Raw genomic sequence first — 14,253 nt, forward strand, 5'->3', positions numbered from 1 at the left:
CTCAATGAAATTAAAATCTACATCCTAACTCCATCTCCATTACACTAACTACAATCCACAAAATCTATCGCTCAAAGTATTCAAGTATCTACACTTCATATCTCTTTCAAACATCCTTTAAAACCCTTATCCAGAGCCCTCTCACCAAACACTCTCAGTGACAACGAGTCGCCATTATACACACACATCAATTCCCCGCAAGCGCTTTTTTTAACTTTTTTTTAATTTTGTTTAATCGTGTTTGAAAAATCGTCATACAGCTGTTTTCATTTTTACTTTGTTTAAAAACTTCCATACAATACAGGCATTTGATTTTCCATACTAACTTATAACGTTATGACTCTAAACCACCCTTTTGTTATTGACGCACTGCAAACGATTTCTTTGGAAATAGAAAGTCTATGTCACCTAAAACAATATATTGATGATAACTTTATTAAGGCCTGTGAAACAATACTTAAATGCAAGGGGCGTGTAATCATCATTGGTATGGGCAAATCTGGTCACATTGCCTCTAAAATTGCAGCCACCCTAGCCAGTACAGGGACCCCTTCCTTTTTTGTTCACCCAGCTGAAGCAGGTCACGGCGATTTCGGCATGATTACCAAAGAAGACATCGTCATTGGTATCTCTAACTCAGGCTCCACTCCTGAATTAACTGCACTAATTCCTATGATTAAGCGTTTACATATTCCTCTTATTTCAATTTCAAGCAAAACTCATTCACCACTTGCACAAGCTGCTGATATTTCATTAAACCTAGGGGTTACCAAGGAAGCATGTCCACACAACCTTGCACCAACCTCAAGCACAACCGCAGCACTCGTACTTGGAGACGCGCTTGCAATTGCTTTATTAAATGCCAAAAACTTTACTGCTGAAGACTTTGCTATTTCTCACCCTAGCGGTTCATTAGGAAAACGTTTATTCCTCAAAGTTTCAGATCTGATGAAAGTAGGAAAAAACCTTCCAATTGTTGACCCTTCAAGTGGACTTGAAGATGCTATCTTAGAAATAAGCAGCAAAGGTTTGGGTATGTGTTTAATTTCTCAAGATGGCAAAAAGCTGCAAGGCATCTTTACCGATGGCGATTTACGGCGTGTTTTTCAACATTCTTTATATCAAAAAGATATTCCCATCTCCGAGGTCATGAGCAAAAATCCCAAAACGATCCATCAACACGCAATGGCAACTGAAGCACTTGAACTGATGAACCAGTTAAAAATTACAACGCTCGCTGCCGTTGATGATGATCAACATATTGCTGGAGTGATACATATGCACGACCTTATCCGTGAAGGTATAGCATAAGCAGAGTTACATCGCTACTATATCAAGCCTTATTTTACAGGTCGTCATATGCGGACGCTATGCTTACTTTTCCTGTATTTTTGAGGTATATGTGATTCTCTAAATTTTCTAAAGGAAAAATTAACGTTTGATAGCCTTTTATTACTTCTGTTGGCACTAACGGGAAATTGAGATAACCTGCACTAAAAGTTCACAACTTTCAAATAGATGAGTATAATAAGCAAAACCACTACAACCATAGCGACATCAATCATTATCAACCAGAAACTTACCTGCTGGTCATACTGATAAATAATCAGATTCTATAAGGTCTAACTTATACACCCTAGCATTTCGAATGCGAGGACTCATCTCATCAGTAATAATACCTTCATATGTGTTTTGAATATTCCTGTAAAGATAATATGGTCAATCCCAGCTACCAAAATCACAGGAGCATTAAAGTAGCATCTGTATTACGTGTTGCATAAAGCATAGGCCTGTTTAACGTCAGTTCGGCATAAATGTTTACTCTAGACGGTATCTCTAGAGATGTGATAAACAAACAACCTCGGAAATAATTATGCGGGTTAAAAAGACCAATTAGTTGATCGTATTGTAAACATTTATGCTGAACTGAAGTTAAGAAAATAGAAACGTGTAAGAATATGATTTATTCAAGTACTTAAAACCTTAAAGGTAATTTTGTCTTAAGAAAATCAGCCACTAAAACAAAAAAACCTCACTTATCCTCCGAATTGTTAATAGAAATCAAACAAACACTTGACCACAAATGCAAAGGCAGTGGAGGTTGCCCGAGTTAGTAATACAAGGAGTGTTATAATTGTAAAAGAACAAGCCAAAACCAAAGAAACTTTGTGACGCCATTTGTCTTTAAAAGTGAAAGACATTACAATGCTAGACTTAGATACTCTAAAAGTTCATGATTAGGTAGGACATGACAATCATTATTTGGTGCTTGCTGTTGTTTGGCGTGTTTTTAAATGCGTGCGCACAGCTATTTTTGAAATTTGGCATGGAGCGTATTGGTACATTTAGTTTTACACTTGCTAACGTTTGGCCAATTGGTTGGAAAGTAGCAACAAACTATTTTGTCATTTTAGGATTAGCGTGTTATGTCATAAGTGTAATCGTGTGGCTTATGGTTTTATCTCGCGTGCCGGTTGGACTAGCTTATCCAATGGTTTCAATTGGTTATATTATCACGGCCATAGCAGGATACTTTTTATTAGGGGAGCCATTAACTGCAACACGCATAGCGGGTATTTTTGTAATTATTTTGGGTGTTTATTTGGTTGCAAAACCATAGATAGAAAGTGGCCAAGTGTTTGTAAAAAAAAAACGAGATAAAAAATGAGAGAAACCTTTTTACCGTTTGCCAAGCCAAGCTTGTCAGAAGAAGCAATTTCAGAGGTGGTTGATAGCTTACGCTCAGGCTGGTTGACCACAGGTCCTAAGCTTAAAAAATTTGAAGCCATGCTGCGGGAATATCATAAGGTACAGTATGCGCTATGTCTAAGCTCTGCCACAGCGGGGTTACAGTTAGCTTTAATGGCATTAGAGCTCAAACCGGGTGATGAAGTTATTACCACACCGATGACCTTTGCAGCGACTTTAAATGTGATCGAAATCGTTGGTGCAACAGTCAAACTTGTTGATGTTGATAGAGGAACTTACAATATTGACATCAATAACATTGAGGCGGCAATTACGGATAAAACTCGCGTAATCATGCCAGTGCATTTTGCAGGACTCCCTGTTGATTTAGATCCAATTTATTCATTAGCTCAAAAGTATAATTTAACCGTTATAGAGGATGCAGCACATTCAATTGGAGCTGAATATAAAGGGCGAAAAATTGGTAGTTTCGGTGATATACAGGTCTTTAGTTTTCATCCAAATAAAAATATGACCACTGGTGAAGGTGGCTGTGTGGTAACAAGAGATAATGATGTTGCTAAACATATTTCGTTAACGCGCTTTCATGGAATGGATCGTGAAGCCTGGAATCGTTTTGGCAAAGAAGGTAGTGCCCATTATCAAATTGTCTATCCTGGCTATAAATACAATATGATGGATTTACAAGCCGCCCTTGGTCTTCATCAATTACCATTTTTAGATGTATTTATTGAAAAACGTACTAAGCTAGTCAAGCGTTATTACCGAAAGCTTGCTGGTTTTGATCCACTTATTTTGCCTAAGCAACCTCAATATGTGCATAAACATGCGTGGCACTTATTTGCACCAACTTTAAATTCAGATGTTGCCAAAATCTCACGTGATGAGTTCATGAGCAAATTAAAACAGATGAATATTGGCTGTAGTGTTCATTATGAAGCTGTACATTTATATCCCTATTACGCTAATAAATATGGGTTCAAGAAAGGTGATTTTCCAAATGCAGAAGCCATTGGTGAAAATGTAGTTAGTTTACCTTTGTTTCCTGACATGACAGAGCGTGAACAAGATGATGTTTTAGAAGCTTTATATACAATATTTAATTAAAGTCGAAGGAGAAGCGCGATGATAAAACCCTATTTAAGTGTAGTTATTCCAATATATAACGAGGAGGAAGTGCTACCAACGTTGTTTTCGCGCTTATTTTCAGCATTGGATAGCATTGGTAAAAGCTATGAGGTGATTTTTACCAATGATGGCAGTAAAGATAAATCAATAGAGCTACTCCGTAAAATACATAGTGAACGACCATCTCAGGTAAAAGTGATTAACTTTAATCGTAACTTTGGTCAGCATATGGCAATTATGGCGGGCTTTGAACATGTCGATGGAGAAGTAATTGTTACGATGGATGCTGATTTACAAAACTATCCTGAAGACATTCCTTTATTGCTTGAAAAGATTGATCAAGGACATGATGTAGTTGGCGGTTATCGTATGGATCGCCAAGATAAAAAATGGCGTCTATTTGTATCTAAATTGCATAACTTATTACGCTTAAAACTAACCGGTATCGATATGGTGGATGAAGGTTGTATGTTAAGAGCCTATACGCGTGAAGTAATTGATCGTGTGGTTGCCACAGGCGAAAATTCTACTTTCTTGCCAGCATTGGCACATAGTTTTTCATCTAACCCAACTGATGTAGGGGTACGTCATGCTGCTCGCACAGAAGGCAAATCAAACTACAATCTATATAAACTTATTCGCTATAATTTCGACTTTTTTGCTAACTTTTCAAAAGCACCACTTGAATTTTTCACAATATCAGGACTCCTTGTTTCACTTTTAAGTATCTTGCTTTTTGTTTACTTGATTATAAAGCGTTTGATTGTAGGACCTGATGCGGATGGAGTGTTTACGCTTTTTGCGATCATGTACTTTTTAATTGGTATACTCTTGATGGGACTTGGTATCATTGGCGAATATATCGGGCGAATTTATGAGGAAGTACGTAAACGCCCTCGCTTCATTATTAAGGAATACTTAATGCCAAAATCTGATCCAGCTGAAGAAAAATCAATTTCTTTAAAAAATGAGCACGAATAAACAAGCAAAAATACTGTTAAATAAAGCAAGGTAGAATAAATGTCGACAAAGTTATTAGTTTTAGGTGTCAATGGTTTTATTGGCAGTAGTATGGTAGAAAAAATCTTGAAAGAAACGGATTGGGAAATTTATGGTATGGATTTATCCGATCATAAAGTTAAGGCATTTCTTGGTCATTCACGTCTACATTTTGTTAAAGACAATGTGTTAGAGAATATGCCATGGGTGGAAGAGCATATCAAAAAGTGTGATGTAATTTTTCCATTAGTTGCTGTTGCAAATCCTGCATTGTATGTGTCTGATCCATTATTTGTTTATAAACTAGATTATGAATCAAATATCGATATCGTTAAGCTTTGTGTTAAGCATAAAAAGCATCTTGTTTTTCCATCTACCTCTGAGGTTTATGGTATGAGTAAAGATATTCCTTTTGATGAAGAGACAAGCTCGTTAGTAACTGGTCCAATCAATAAACAACGTTGGATTTATTCTTGTGTTAAGCAGCTTTTAGATCGTGTAATTTATGCCTATGGTATGCAAGAAAACTTAAATTATACCCTATTTAGACCATTTAATTGGATTGGACCCAAGCAGGATGAAATCAAGTCATCCCAAAAAGGTAGTGCTCGTGTATTGGCACAATTCGTTTCGAATATTATTGATGGTAAAGATTTACAACTTGTCGATGGAGGGAATCAACGTCGTTGTTTTACCTATATCGATGATGGGATCGATGCTTTGATTAAGATTGTAAAAAAACGTAATAATGAAGCACATAGACGTATTTTTAACATTGGCAATCCAGATAATGAGTATTCGATTAAAGTATTGGCAGAAATGACTATAGAAGCAATGAAGCGTTATCCTGAATATAAGGCACTTGCAGCATCAGTAAAAATCACTGCCACAACCGCAGGTAATTATTATGGGAATGGTTATCAGGATGTCGAGCGCCGTGTACCTTCAATTAAAAATGCAAGAAAATACCTTGATTGGTCACCAAAAGTATCAATGGAAGAAGCGTTACAAAGAACGTTGGATTACCATTTGGGCTAACGAAAAAGAAAGTCTCTTAGAATTTTTAATATTAACGATCGCGTTATTATGCAGTTAAGAAATTGGATACGTCTCAACTCAAAACCATCTCAAGCTAATGGGGCAACTTTAAAACTTAACGATAACAAATCGCAAGAGGTGCGTGATCTGAAAACCATTCATCCGTGTAGATGTATTCACTTATAACCTTTTCTTTCAAACAAGGTGAAATAAATTGATAATCGATGCGCCAACCCACATTTTTAGCACGTGCTTGACCGCGATTTGACCACCAGGTATATTGATCAGGTTTTTGGTTAATAACCCTAAATGCATCTACCCAACCAATGTTGTTAAAAACATGATCAAGCCAAGCACGTTCTTCAGGTAGTACACCTGATGTTTGTTGGTTTTGCTTCCAGTTTTTAATGTCAATTTCTTTATGAACGATATTAATGTCACCACAGATAATAAAAGGCTTTTTTTGATTAATCTGTGTGATAAGTATATCTTGGTATTTGTTCAAAAAATCCATCTTATAAGCTTGGCGCTCATCACCACTAGACCCAGAAGGTATATAAATTGAAGCAATACTTAAATTGTCATAGTCAAATTGGATATAACGCCCTTCATCATCAGCCCAATCAATACCAAGTTGCTGAATGACCTTATTAGGTTTACGTTTGGCATAGATAGCTACACCACTGTAACCTTTTTTGATCGCATCCGTAAAAGCATAATGGTAACCTTTAGGAAAATAAATTGACTCATTTGCTAGTTGGTGGAATTGAGCTTTAGTTTCTTGGATACATAAGAAATCAGCATCTTGGTAATTGAACCAGTTTAAAAAGCCTTTTCTGATAGCAGAACGGATACCATTAGCATTAAATGATATTACTTTCATATTTCTGTCCCCAAATAAAACAAAAAAGCCCGCAATGCGAGCTATAAATAAGTGAATATTCAACTATTTACTTGTGTTTTCCTTGGAGTCGTAACTGTCTTCTACTTTTTTATCAGTATCTGCTTTTTCAGTTTTAATTAGTTCAACTTTAAAACTTAATACTTGGTTCGGTCCGATTTGTGGTGGTGCCATTTCACCATAAGCTTGTGCTGGCGCACAGTATAAGATAACTGTAGAACCAACTGGAATTTGACTAAGTGCATCTGTCCAGCATGGAATAACTTGATTTAAGGGGAAAGTAACAGACTTACCTGCCTTCTCAGAACTGTCAAACACTTTACCTAGAAGCTCGCCTTTGACAAGCTTAGCAGCAGCATCTTTAGTATCTTTAGCGTAGTCAGTAGCAGGAGTAGTACCAGTATAATTAACAGTCACTACATCAGTTTTAGAAGGAATTTCACCTTTACCTTTAGTAATAATTTGATAATAAATACCATCAGCAGCTTTCTTGACGGTTGCCATTTTAGCAATGTCAGCCATAAACGTATCAGATGTTTTTAAGTTTGCTTCACTTTCAGCTTTCATTTTAGCTTGTGCTTTTTCAATCATTTCCATTTGGAAAGCTTGCATGGTTTCTTTAGATTTGTCTTCACTAATTTTCGACTCTTTTCCAGATAAACCAGCTTTTAATCCTAAGTTAAGATCTTTGATATTCAACTTAATGTCTTGAGATTTAAAGCCTTTACCCATTTCATAACCGATGATATAACTAACATCATCCATATCGACTTTAGCGAGTTCAGCTTTCTTTTCAGCAACTGGCTTGTTTTTTGTTGCAGAGTTTGCGACTTGATCAGCAGCATAAGTTGTCATCGAACCAGCTAGAAACATTGCAGTTGTTAAAGCAATAATTTTTTTCATACTATCTCCTTAAAAAATTTATCAGCGCTTTTAAAATTAAATTATTAGGACAACACATCCTAGGAATTGCTTTAGCAGAAGTCAATAAGTGTATGCACCAAAAGTGTGCAAAATTCCTGAGATTTCAGATAGCAGAAAGTCTGTAAAATGGTTTGTGATGAGTATACAATGTTAGCATTGATTTTTGTGGAGATAGTAATGGCAAAAAACACAACGGTGCTTGTTATCTTGGATGGTTGGGGATATCGTGAAGAAAACAAACATAACGCAATTAATAATGCAAACAAACCAAACTGGAATAATATTTGGCAGCATTCAACACACACCTTAATTAATGCATCCGGATTAATGGTTGGCTTACCTCAAGGGCAAATGGGTAATTCTGAAGTAGGACACATCAATATCGGTTCAGGAAGAGTGGTATATCAAGAGTTAACGCGGATTGATAAAGCAATTGAAGATAAATCTTTTTATCACAATAAGGTATTGAATTACACAGTAAGTTCAGCTGTTATGGCAAATAAAGCTGTTCATATTATGGGATTGTTATCACCAGGTGGCGTTCACTCACACGAAAGTCATATTCAAGCAATGGTGAAACTTGCTGAACAAAAAGGTGCTAAAAAAGTATATGTTCATGCTTTTTTAGATGGTAGGGACATGCCACCACGCTCAGCTGAGTTATCGATTAAAAAGATGGACAAATTGTTATCAGATTTAGGTGTGGGTTATATTGCCACAATCAGTGGACGTTACTTCGCTATGGATCGTGATAACCGTTGGGATAGAGTGGAGAAAGCTTACAATGCAATAATTAATGGTCAGGCAGAATTTTACGCAAATAGTGCGCAGGCAGCATTAGAGATGGCATACTATCGCAATGAAAGTGATGAATTTGTACAGCCCACAGCCATTCAAAAAAATAAGCATAAAGTAACGATTGAAGATGGTGATACAGTTATTTTTATGAATTTCAGAGCAGATCGTGCAAGGCAAATGAGTTATGCTTTTACAGATGAGTATTTTGTAGGGTTTGTGCGTAAACGCTTTCCAAAAACTCATTTTGTAAGCTTAACAAAATATGCCGACGATATTAAGGCGTCAGTTGCCTTTGAGTCTGAAAAGTTAACACATATACTAGGAGATGTGCTAGAGCAAAAGGGACTTACCCAATTGCGCATTGCTGAGACAGAAAAATATGCACATGTGACCTTTTTCTTTAATGGAGGTCAAGAACGACCCTTTAAAGGAGAAGATCGTATTTTAGTACCATCCCCAAAAGTGGCAACCTATGACCTTAAGCCTGAAATGAGTGCTTATGAAGTTACTGATAAGTTAGTTAGTGCTATCAAATCCCAAAAGTATGATGTGATTATTTGTAACTACGCCAATTCAGATATGGTTGGACACACTGGCAATTACGATGCCACAGTAAAAGCTATTGAAGCTTTAGATATTTGCTTAGGGCAGGTATCACAAGCAGTTAAAGAAATAAATGGTAACTTGTTTATCACAGCTGATCATGGTAATGCTGATCAAATGGTTGATCCTGAAACGGGCAAAATACATACTGCGCATACTACTAATCCTGTTCCTTTTATTTATCAAGGTAGACACCATGCGGAAGTTACAATTAAAGAAGGGAAATTATCGGATATTGCACCTACGATTTTAGCGGTAATGGGGATTACTCAACCAAAAGAGATGACTGGCAGAGCAATTTTTAAGTTTGCAAATTGAGTAAAGGGTAGAGAAATGATTGATCCAAAACTATTAAGAAGCAATATTGTACAAACGGCTCAAAAGTTGGCAACAAGAGGTTATATACTCGATATCTCAGCATTTAATGCACTAGAAGAAGAGCGAAAAACCATTCAGCAAAGAACTCAAGACTTACAAGCACAGCGCAATGTAGCATCAAAAAAAATCGGTATGCTTAAAGCACAAAAACAAGATGCAAGTGAGTTACTAGAAGAAGTAGCAAATTTAGGTGATGAGCTAAAAACGTCAGAAGAAGCATTAAAAATACTGCAACATAAAATCACAGCAATCATCGCGGAAATGCCAAATTTACCAGCAGATGACACTCCAATCGGTAATAATGAAACACAAAACATTGAAATCAGAAAATGGGGGGAACCAAGAGGATTTGATTTTGAGATTAAAGACCATGTGGACCTTGGTGAGCGAATAGGTGGTATGGACTTTCAGATGGCATCAAAGTTAACTGGTAGCCGTTTTGTGGTTATGCGTAAGGAAATTGCTCACTTACAACGAGCTTTGACACAGTTTATGATTGATTTGCATATTAGTGAACATGGTTATACGGAGGTTTACGTTCCTTATCTTGTTAATAAAGAGTCTTTATTTGGCACAGGTCAGCTTCCTAAATTCTCAGAAGATTTGTTTCATATTCAAGGGCAATTCCCATTTAGCTTGATTCCAACAGCAGAAGTACCAATTACCAATATGGTGCGCGATGAAATTATCGATGGTGAATGCTTACCACTTAAGTTTGTTGGACATACGCCCTGCTTTAGAAGTGAAGCTGGCTCATATGGGCGTGACACACGTGGACTTATTCGCCAACATCAGTTTGAAAAAGTTGAGTTAGTACAAATTGTCGCTCCAGAACAAGGCTTACATGCTCTTGAAGAGTTAACTTCACATGCAGAAACGGTATTACAAAAATTAGAACTCCCTTATCGCGTGCTTGCGCTATGTACAGGAGATATGAGCTTTTGTGCACGCAAAACCTATGACTTAGAAGTGTGGATTCCGTCACAAAATATCTATCGTGAAATTTCTTCATGTAGTTGGTGTGGAGATTTTCAGGCTCGACGAATGCAGGCAAGATTTAAATTAAAAGATATGACTAAGCCAGAGCTTTTGCATACTTTAAATGGTTCAGGACTTGCCGTTGGACGCACATTAGTTGCTGTGCTTGAGAACTATCAACAAAAAGATGGCTCAGTGGTTGTACCAGAAGTACTGCGTAAATATATGGGTGGATTACACGTTATTAAGGGATAATACGAGATCTTCGACAATAGATCTTTGTGTATGGACCTTATGCTGGATCTAACAACAGTCATTATTTTGTTAATAATTTCCTGCAAGACACAGCGTGTTACAATTGCATGTGATAATGTACAAATGCTGGGATGCACGTCATAGTACAAACATTTATAGCTAAACGCTGGAAACACTTTTTATTGTGTTTGTATGCTTAGTTTTAAATTAACTCATGTTACAATGAGCTTAATTTTGTTAAGAATGAGTCTCATTTGTTTGATGAAGAATGTGGCAATTGTTTATTTTAGTGGTTATGGTCATACCAAAAAGATAGCAGAGCATATTAAAATTGGCATTGAACAAAGTACAAAAGTATATGCAAGCTTAATAAATGTGGATGAGTTACAAGATGTGGATGCATTAAATGACTATGAAGCGATTGTTTTTGGTGCGCCAACTTATATGGGTTCTGTGCCTTATCAATTTAAGAAATTTATGGATGATGCTTCTAAAGTATGGCTTAAGAAGGCGTGGAAAGATAAACTTGCCGCGGGATTCACCAATTCTGGTGCTTTAAGTGGTGATAAATTTAACGTTTTGATGCAGCTTTGCACCTTTGCTTGCCAACATGGCATGCTTTGGTTATCGCTAGGTATTGACAATACTTCAGGACAAAATGAGTTTAGTACAGGTCATATCGAGGCACTAAATCGCATGGGAGGATCTTTGGGACTCATGACACAATCTGAAAATGACTCACCAGAAGTAACCCCTCCAATTGGAGATAAGCGTACGGCTGAATTATTTGGACAACGTATTGCACATTATGTAATAAAACTATAGTCAAATACTTAATATTTTTTAGCCATGCTTGTTGTTGTTTGCTTTGCATAAAGTAGCTACCATACTAGTATTGAACAGCATATTGGTTTTGAGATGGTTGACTCATGTTTTGGTATCAGGGTTGTTTCTGTACAAAACCACCTCTTGATTTTAAGAACCAGAAAAAAATTAGAAAGGTTAACCCAAAATAAGGTAACGAAGGATATAAAGCATGAATGATCATACAACTGCATTCAAAGTGTTGGAAAATTATGGGAATTTAGTTATTAGAACTGTACCAATGCCATCTGATTGTAATCATGGTGGCACTATTTTTGGTGGTTGGATACTCAGTCAAATAGACATAGGCGCAAGCCTTGCGGCAATTCATTACAGTAGTGGGCGTGTTGTTACGAAGGCTGTAGAAAAGGTTACCTTTATTAAACCTATCCACGTTCATAACCAAGTTGATATTTATGCAAAATTATCAAAAGTTGGTAACACTTCTGTAACTTTCGATGTTTATGTTTTTGTAAGTAGTCGAACAAGTATAAATGAATTAGCGGTTACTGCTAATATTGTTTTTGTGAGAATTGATGATAACCACAAACCTATAGGCATATCAAAACTAAAGAAAGAAAGTAACTAACAGTACTCAGTAACAAGGAGCCTTTTGAAAAATACTACTTTGCTTAATACAAACTTTTTGTAGAATACTTTCAATTGCACATGAAATTTCTTCTTTTATTTGCGTTTTGCGGCATTTGTATTCAATTACGTTGTTTTCAAGGCCACGCTCACCGATAATAAGCTGATGCGGAATACCAATTAAATCCGCATCAGCAAACATAATCCCCGCGCGTTCTTTGCGATCATCAAACAAAACCTCAAAACCTGCTGCTCTTAGATCATTATACAATTTGTTTGCCTCTTCAAATACGCGTCCTGATTTGTGCATATTCATAGGAATGATAACAATATCGTATGGGGCAATCTCTCGTGGCCAGATAATTCCATTTTCATCATGTGATTGTTCGATAGCAGCAGCAATTACGCGTGAAATACCAAAGCCGTAACATCCCATAATCAAATCTTGCTTTTTGCCATTTTCATCTAAAATGCTTGCATTCATTACTTTGGAATAATGCTCGCCTAATTGAAAAATATGACCCACTTCAATGCCATTTGTTTGCTGTAACCTACCATTCCCATCAGGAGAGAGATCTCCTATCACAACGTTACGAATATCTTCTACCACATAATCGTTGACGTCGCGTTGCCAATTTGCGCCAAATAAGTGAAAACCATCTTCATTTGCACCACAAACAAAATCGCTTAACATAGCCGCGCTATAATCAACGATAACAGTAATAGGCGAGTTAACAGGACCAAGTGAACCTGTAGTTGCACCATATACATGCTGGATATCAGCATCAGTTGCAAAATTAAAAGGTGCCGTGATTTGCGGAAGTTTGCTTACTTTAATTTCATTGAGATCATGATCGCCACAGAGCACTAAAGCAAAGAATTTGTTACGGCTATCCTTTATCACGATTGTTTTAACTACTTGTGCTGCTGAAATAGAAAAAGCTTCGCATAGTTGAGTGATTGTTTTTAAATTTGGTGTCGCTTTTTTTGTTAACTCTTCTGCTGACTTTGCTCGCTTTGTTAAATCTGGCTTTAAATATTCTGCCATTTCAATATTTGCCGCATAATCGCTTTGATCACTATAGCAGACAATATCTTCACCCACTCTAGCTAGTACCTGAAACTCATGAGTCTTACTTCCTCCAATGGCACCTGCATCGGCATTAACGACACGAAACTCAAGGTTAATACGCTTCAAGATATTGCAGTAAGCAGCGTGCATTTTTTGATAAGTTTCCTCTAGGCATTTATAGCTATTGTGAAAAGAATAGGCATCTTTCATAATAAACTCACGTGCACGCATAACCCCAAAGCGTGGACGAATTTCATCACGAAACTTAGTTTGTATTTGGTAGAGATTAAGAGGGAGTTGCTTATAGCTTTTGATTTCTTTGCGGGCAATATCAACAATAGGTTCTTCGTGTGTAGGACCATAGCAGAAATCACGATTATGACGATCTTGCATTTTCAAAAGCTCAGGACCAAATTTTTGCCAACGATGCGTTTCTTGTAAAAGCTCCGCAGGTAAGATACTCGGCATTAAAATCTCACTAGCGCCTGCTTTGTTCATTTCTTCACGAATAATGGTTTGTACTTTTTGTAGTACTTTCACGCCGGTGGGTAACCATTGGTAAATCCCCGAAGCAAGTCTACGAATTAAACCTGCTCTTAACATGTATTGATGGCTAATCAATTCAGCATCTTTAGGTATTTCTTTCTCGGTTGCAAGTAGGGTTTGTGAGACTCTCATAATTGATTTGTCAAAAAGGCAATAAGTATGCTTACGTTAGCTGGTTTTATGGTTTGGTTCAAGGGTATTTTCAGAATTTGTCGATTTTGGTTTATTGGTAAATAGCAAGTTGCGTAAGAAGGTATATAACACCATGAGAAGTGGTGCAAGATATACCCAATAAATGGCATGTCCTTTGACAATAATGCTGAAGTTATTGAAATAAAAAACGATCGTTAGCGTTGCAATAAAGGCAATGCAGGAAAGAAAGAAAATAGTATCGGCAACATAGCGTAGCTTTTGTTTCATGGTGAAACCTCCTGAATTAATTGGAAAATACTTTACTTCAGAATAAATGGGT

General features: G+C 36.8%; 13 protein-coding genes. 9 read left to right on the forward strand and 4 right to left on the reverse strand.

The genetic code is table 11. The annotated features are described in order from the left end of the window. Positions 1 to 336 precede the first annotated feature (336 nt). The 5 genes from DNJ77_RS06885 to DNJ77_RS06905 all read left to right on the forward strand — a co-directional run bounded on the left by DNJ77_RS06885 (position 337) and on the right by DNJ77_RS06905 (position 5,874). Positions 337 to 1,311 carry a KpsF/GutQ family sugar-phosphate isomerase gene (locus DNJ77_RS06885; protein WP_116964264.1) on the forward strand — a complete coding sequence of 325 codons (975 nt, stop codon included), beginning with the start codon at positions 337 to 339 and terminating at the stop codon, positions 1,309 to 1,311. A gap of 937 nt (positions 1,312 to 2,248) precedes the next feature. Continuing rightward, a complete protein-coding gene (locus DNJ77_RS06890) occupies positions 2,249 to 2,620 on the forward strand; it encodes an EamA family transporter (RefSeq protein WP_116964265.1) in 372 nt (123 codons plus the stop codon). Positions 2,621 to 2,664: 44 nt separating this feature from the next. Next, on the forward strand, positions 2,665 to 3,816 hold the full coding sequence (locus DNJ77_RS06895) for a DegT/DnrJ/EryC1/StrS family aminotransferase (protein ID WP_116964266.1): 1,152 nt from the start codon (positions 2,665 to 2,667) through the stop codon (positions 3,814 to 3,816). A gap of 18 nt (positions 3,817 to 3,834) precedes the next feature. Next, complete coding sequence (locus DNJ77_RS06900) at positions 3,835 to 4,818, forward strand: glycosyltransferase (protein WP_116964267.1); 984 nt, start codon at positions 3,835 to 3,837, stop codon at positions 4,816 to 4,818. A 39-nt stretch (positions 4,819 to 4,857) separates the two neighbouring features. Next, a complete protein-coding gene (locus DNJ77_RS06905) occupies positions 4,858 to 5,874 on the forward strand; it encodes a bifunctional UDP-4-keto-pentose/UDP-xylose synthase (RefSeq protein WP_116964268.1) in 1,017 nt (338 codons plus the stop codon). Positions 5,875 to 5,989: 115 nt separating this feature from the next. On the opposite strand, the gene DNJ77_RS06910 is transcribed toward DNJ77_RS06905, so the two are convergent. After that, on the reverse strand, positions 5,990 to 6,757 hold the full coding sequence (locus tag DNJ77_RS06910; protein WP_116964309.1) for an exodeoxyribonuclease III: 768 nt from the start codon (positions 6,755 to 6,757) through the stop codon (positions 5,990 to 5,992). A gap of 63 nt (positions 6,758 to 6,820) precedes the next feature. Beyond that, positions 6,821 to 7,678 carry an FKBP-type peptidyl-prolyl cis-trans isomerase N-terminal domain-containing protein gene (locus DNJ77_RS06915; RefSeq protein WP_116964269.1) on the reverse strand — a complete coding sequence of 286 codons (858 nt, stop codon included), beginning with the start codon at positions 7,676 to 7,678 and terminating at the stop codon, positions 6,821 to 6,823. A gap of 198 nt (positions 7,679 to 7,876) precedes the next feature. On the opposite strand from DNJ77_RS06915, the gene gpmI reads away from it, so the two are divergent. The 4 genes from gpmI to DNJ77_RS06935 all read left to right on the forward strand — a co-directional run bounded on the left by gpmI (position 7,877) and on the right by DNJ77_RS06935 (position 12,164). Then, positions 7,877 to 9,418 (forward strand): 2,3-bisphosphoglycerate-independent phosphoglycerate mutase, encoded by a 1,542-nt coding sequence (gene gpmI / locus DNJ77_RS06920; protein ID WP_157966633.1) that lies wholly within the window; start codon positions 7,877 to 7,879, stop codon positions 9,416 to 9,418. 15 nt (positions 9,419 to 9,433) lie between these two features. Continuing rightward, the gene (gene serS, locus DNJ77_RS06925) at positions 9,434 to 10,711 is read left to right on the forward strand and encodes a serine--tRNA ligase (RefSeq protein WP_116964270.1); all 1,278 of its coding nucleotides are present in this window, start codon (positions 9,434 to 9,436) and stop codon (positions 10,709 to 10,711) included. A gap of 192 nt (positions 10,712 to 10,903) precedes the next feature. Continuing rightward, positions 10,904 to 11,536 carry a flavodoxin family protein gene (locus DNJ77_RS06930; RefSeq protein ID WP_239986770.1) on the forward strand — a complete coding sequence of 211 codons (633 nt, stop codon included), beginning with the start codon at positions 10,904 to 10,906 and terminating at the stop codon, positions 11,534 to 11,536. A 211-nt stretch (positions 11,537 to 11,747) separates the two neighbouring features. After that, positions 11,748 to 12,164, forward strand: a complete 417-nt coding sequence (locus tag DNJ77_RS06935) for an acyl-CoA thioesterase (protein ID WP_116964271.1) — start codon at positions 11,748 to 11,750, stop codon at positions 12,162 to 12,164. 6 nt (positions 12,165 to 12,170) lie between these two features. On the opposite strand, the gene DNJ77_RS06940 is transcribed toward DNJ77_RS06935, so the two are convergent. After that, positions 12,171 to 13,913 carry a proline--tRNA ligase gene (locus DNJ77_RS06940; protein WP_116964272.1) on the reverse strand — a complete coding sequence of 581 codons (1,743 nt, stop codon included), beginning with the start codon at positions 13,911 to 13,913 and terminating at the stop codon, positions 12,171 to 12,173. A gap of 36 nt (positions 13,914 to 13,949) precedes the next feature. Then, positions 13,950 to 14,201, reverse strand: coding sequence for a hypothetical protein (locus DNJ77_RS06945; RefSeq protein ID WP_116964273.1), 252 nt, complete (start codon positions 14,199 to 14,201; stop codon positions 13,950 to 13,952). Between the last annotated feature and the right edge of the window lie 52 nt (positions 14,202 to 14,253).

The organism is Fastidiosibacter lacustris, from assembly GCF_003428155.1.
GTDB classification, from domain to species: Bacteria; Pseudomonadota; Gammaproteobacteria; order Francisellales; family Francisellaceae; genus Caedibacter; species Caedibacter lacustris.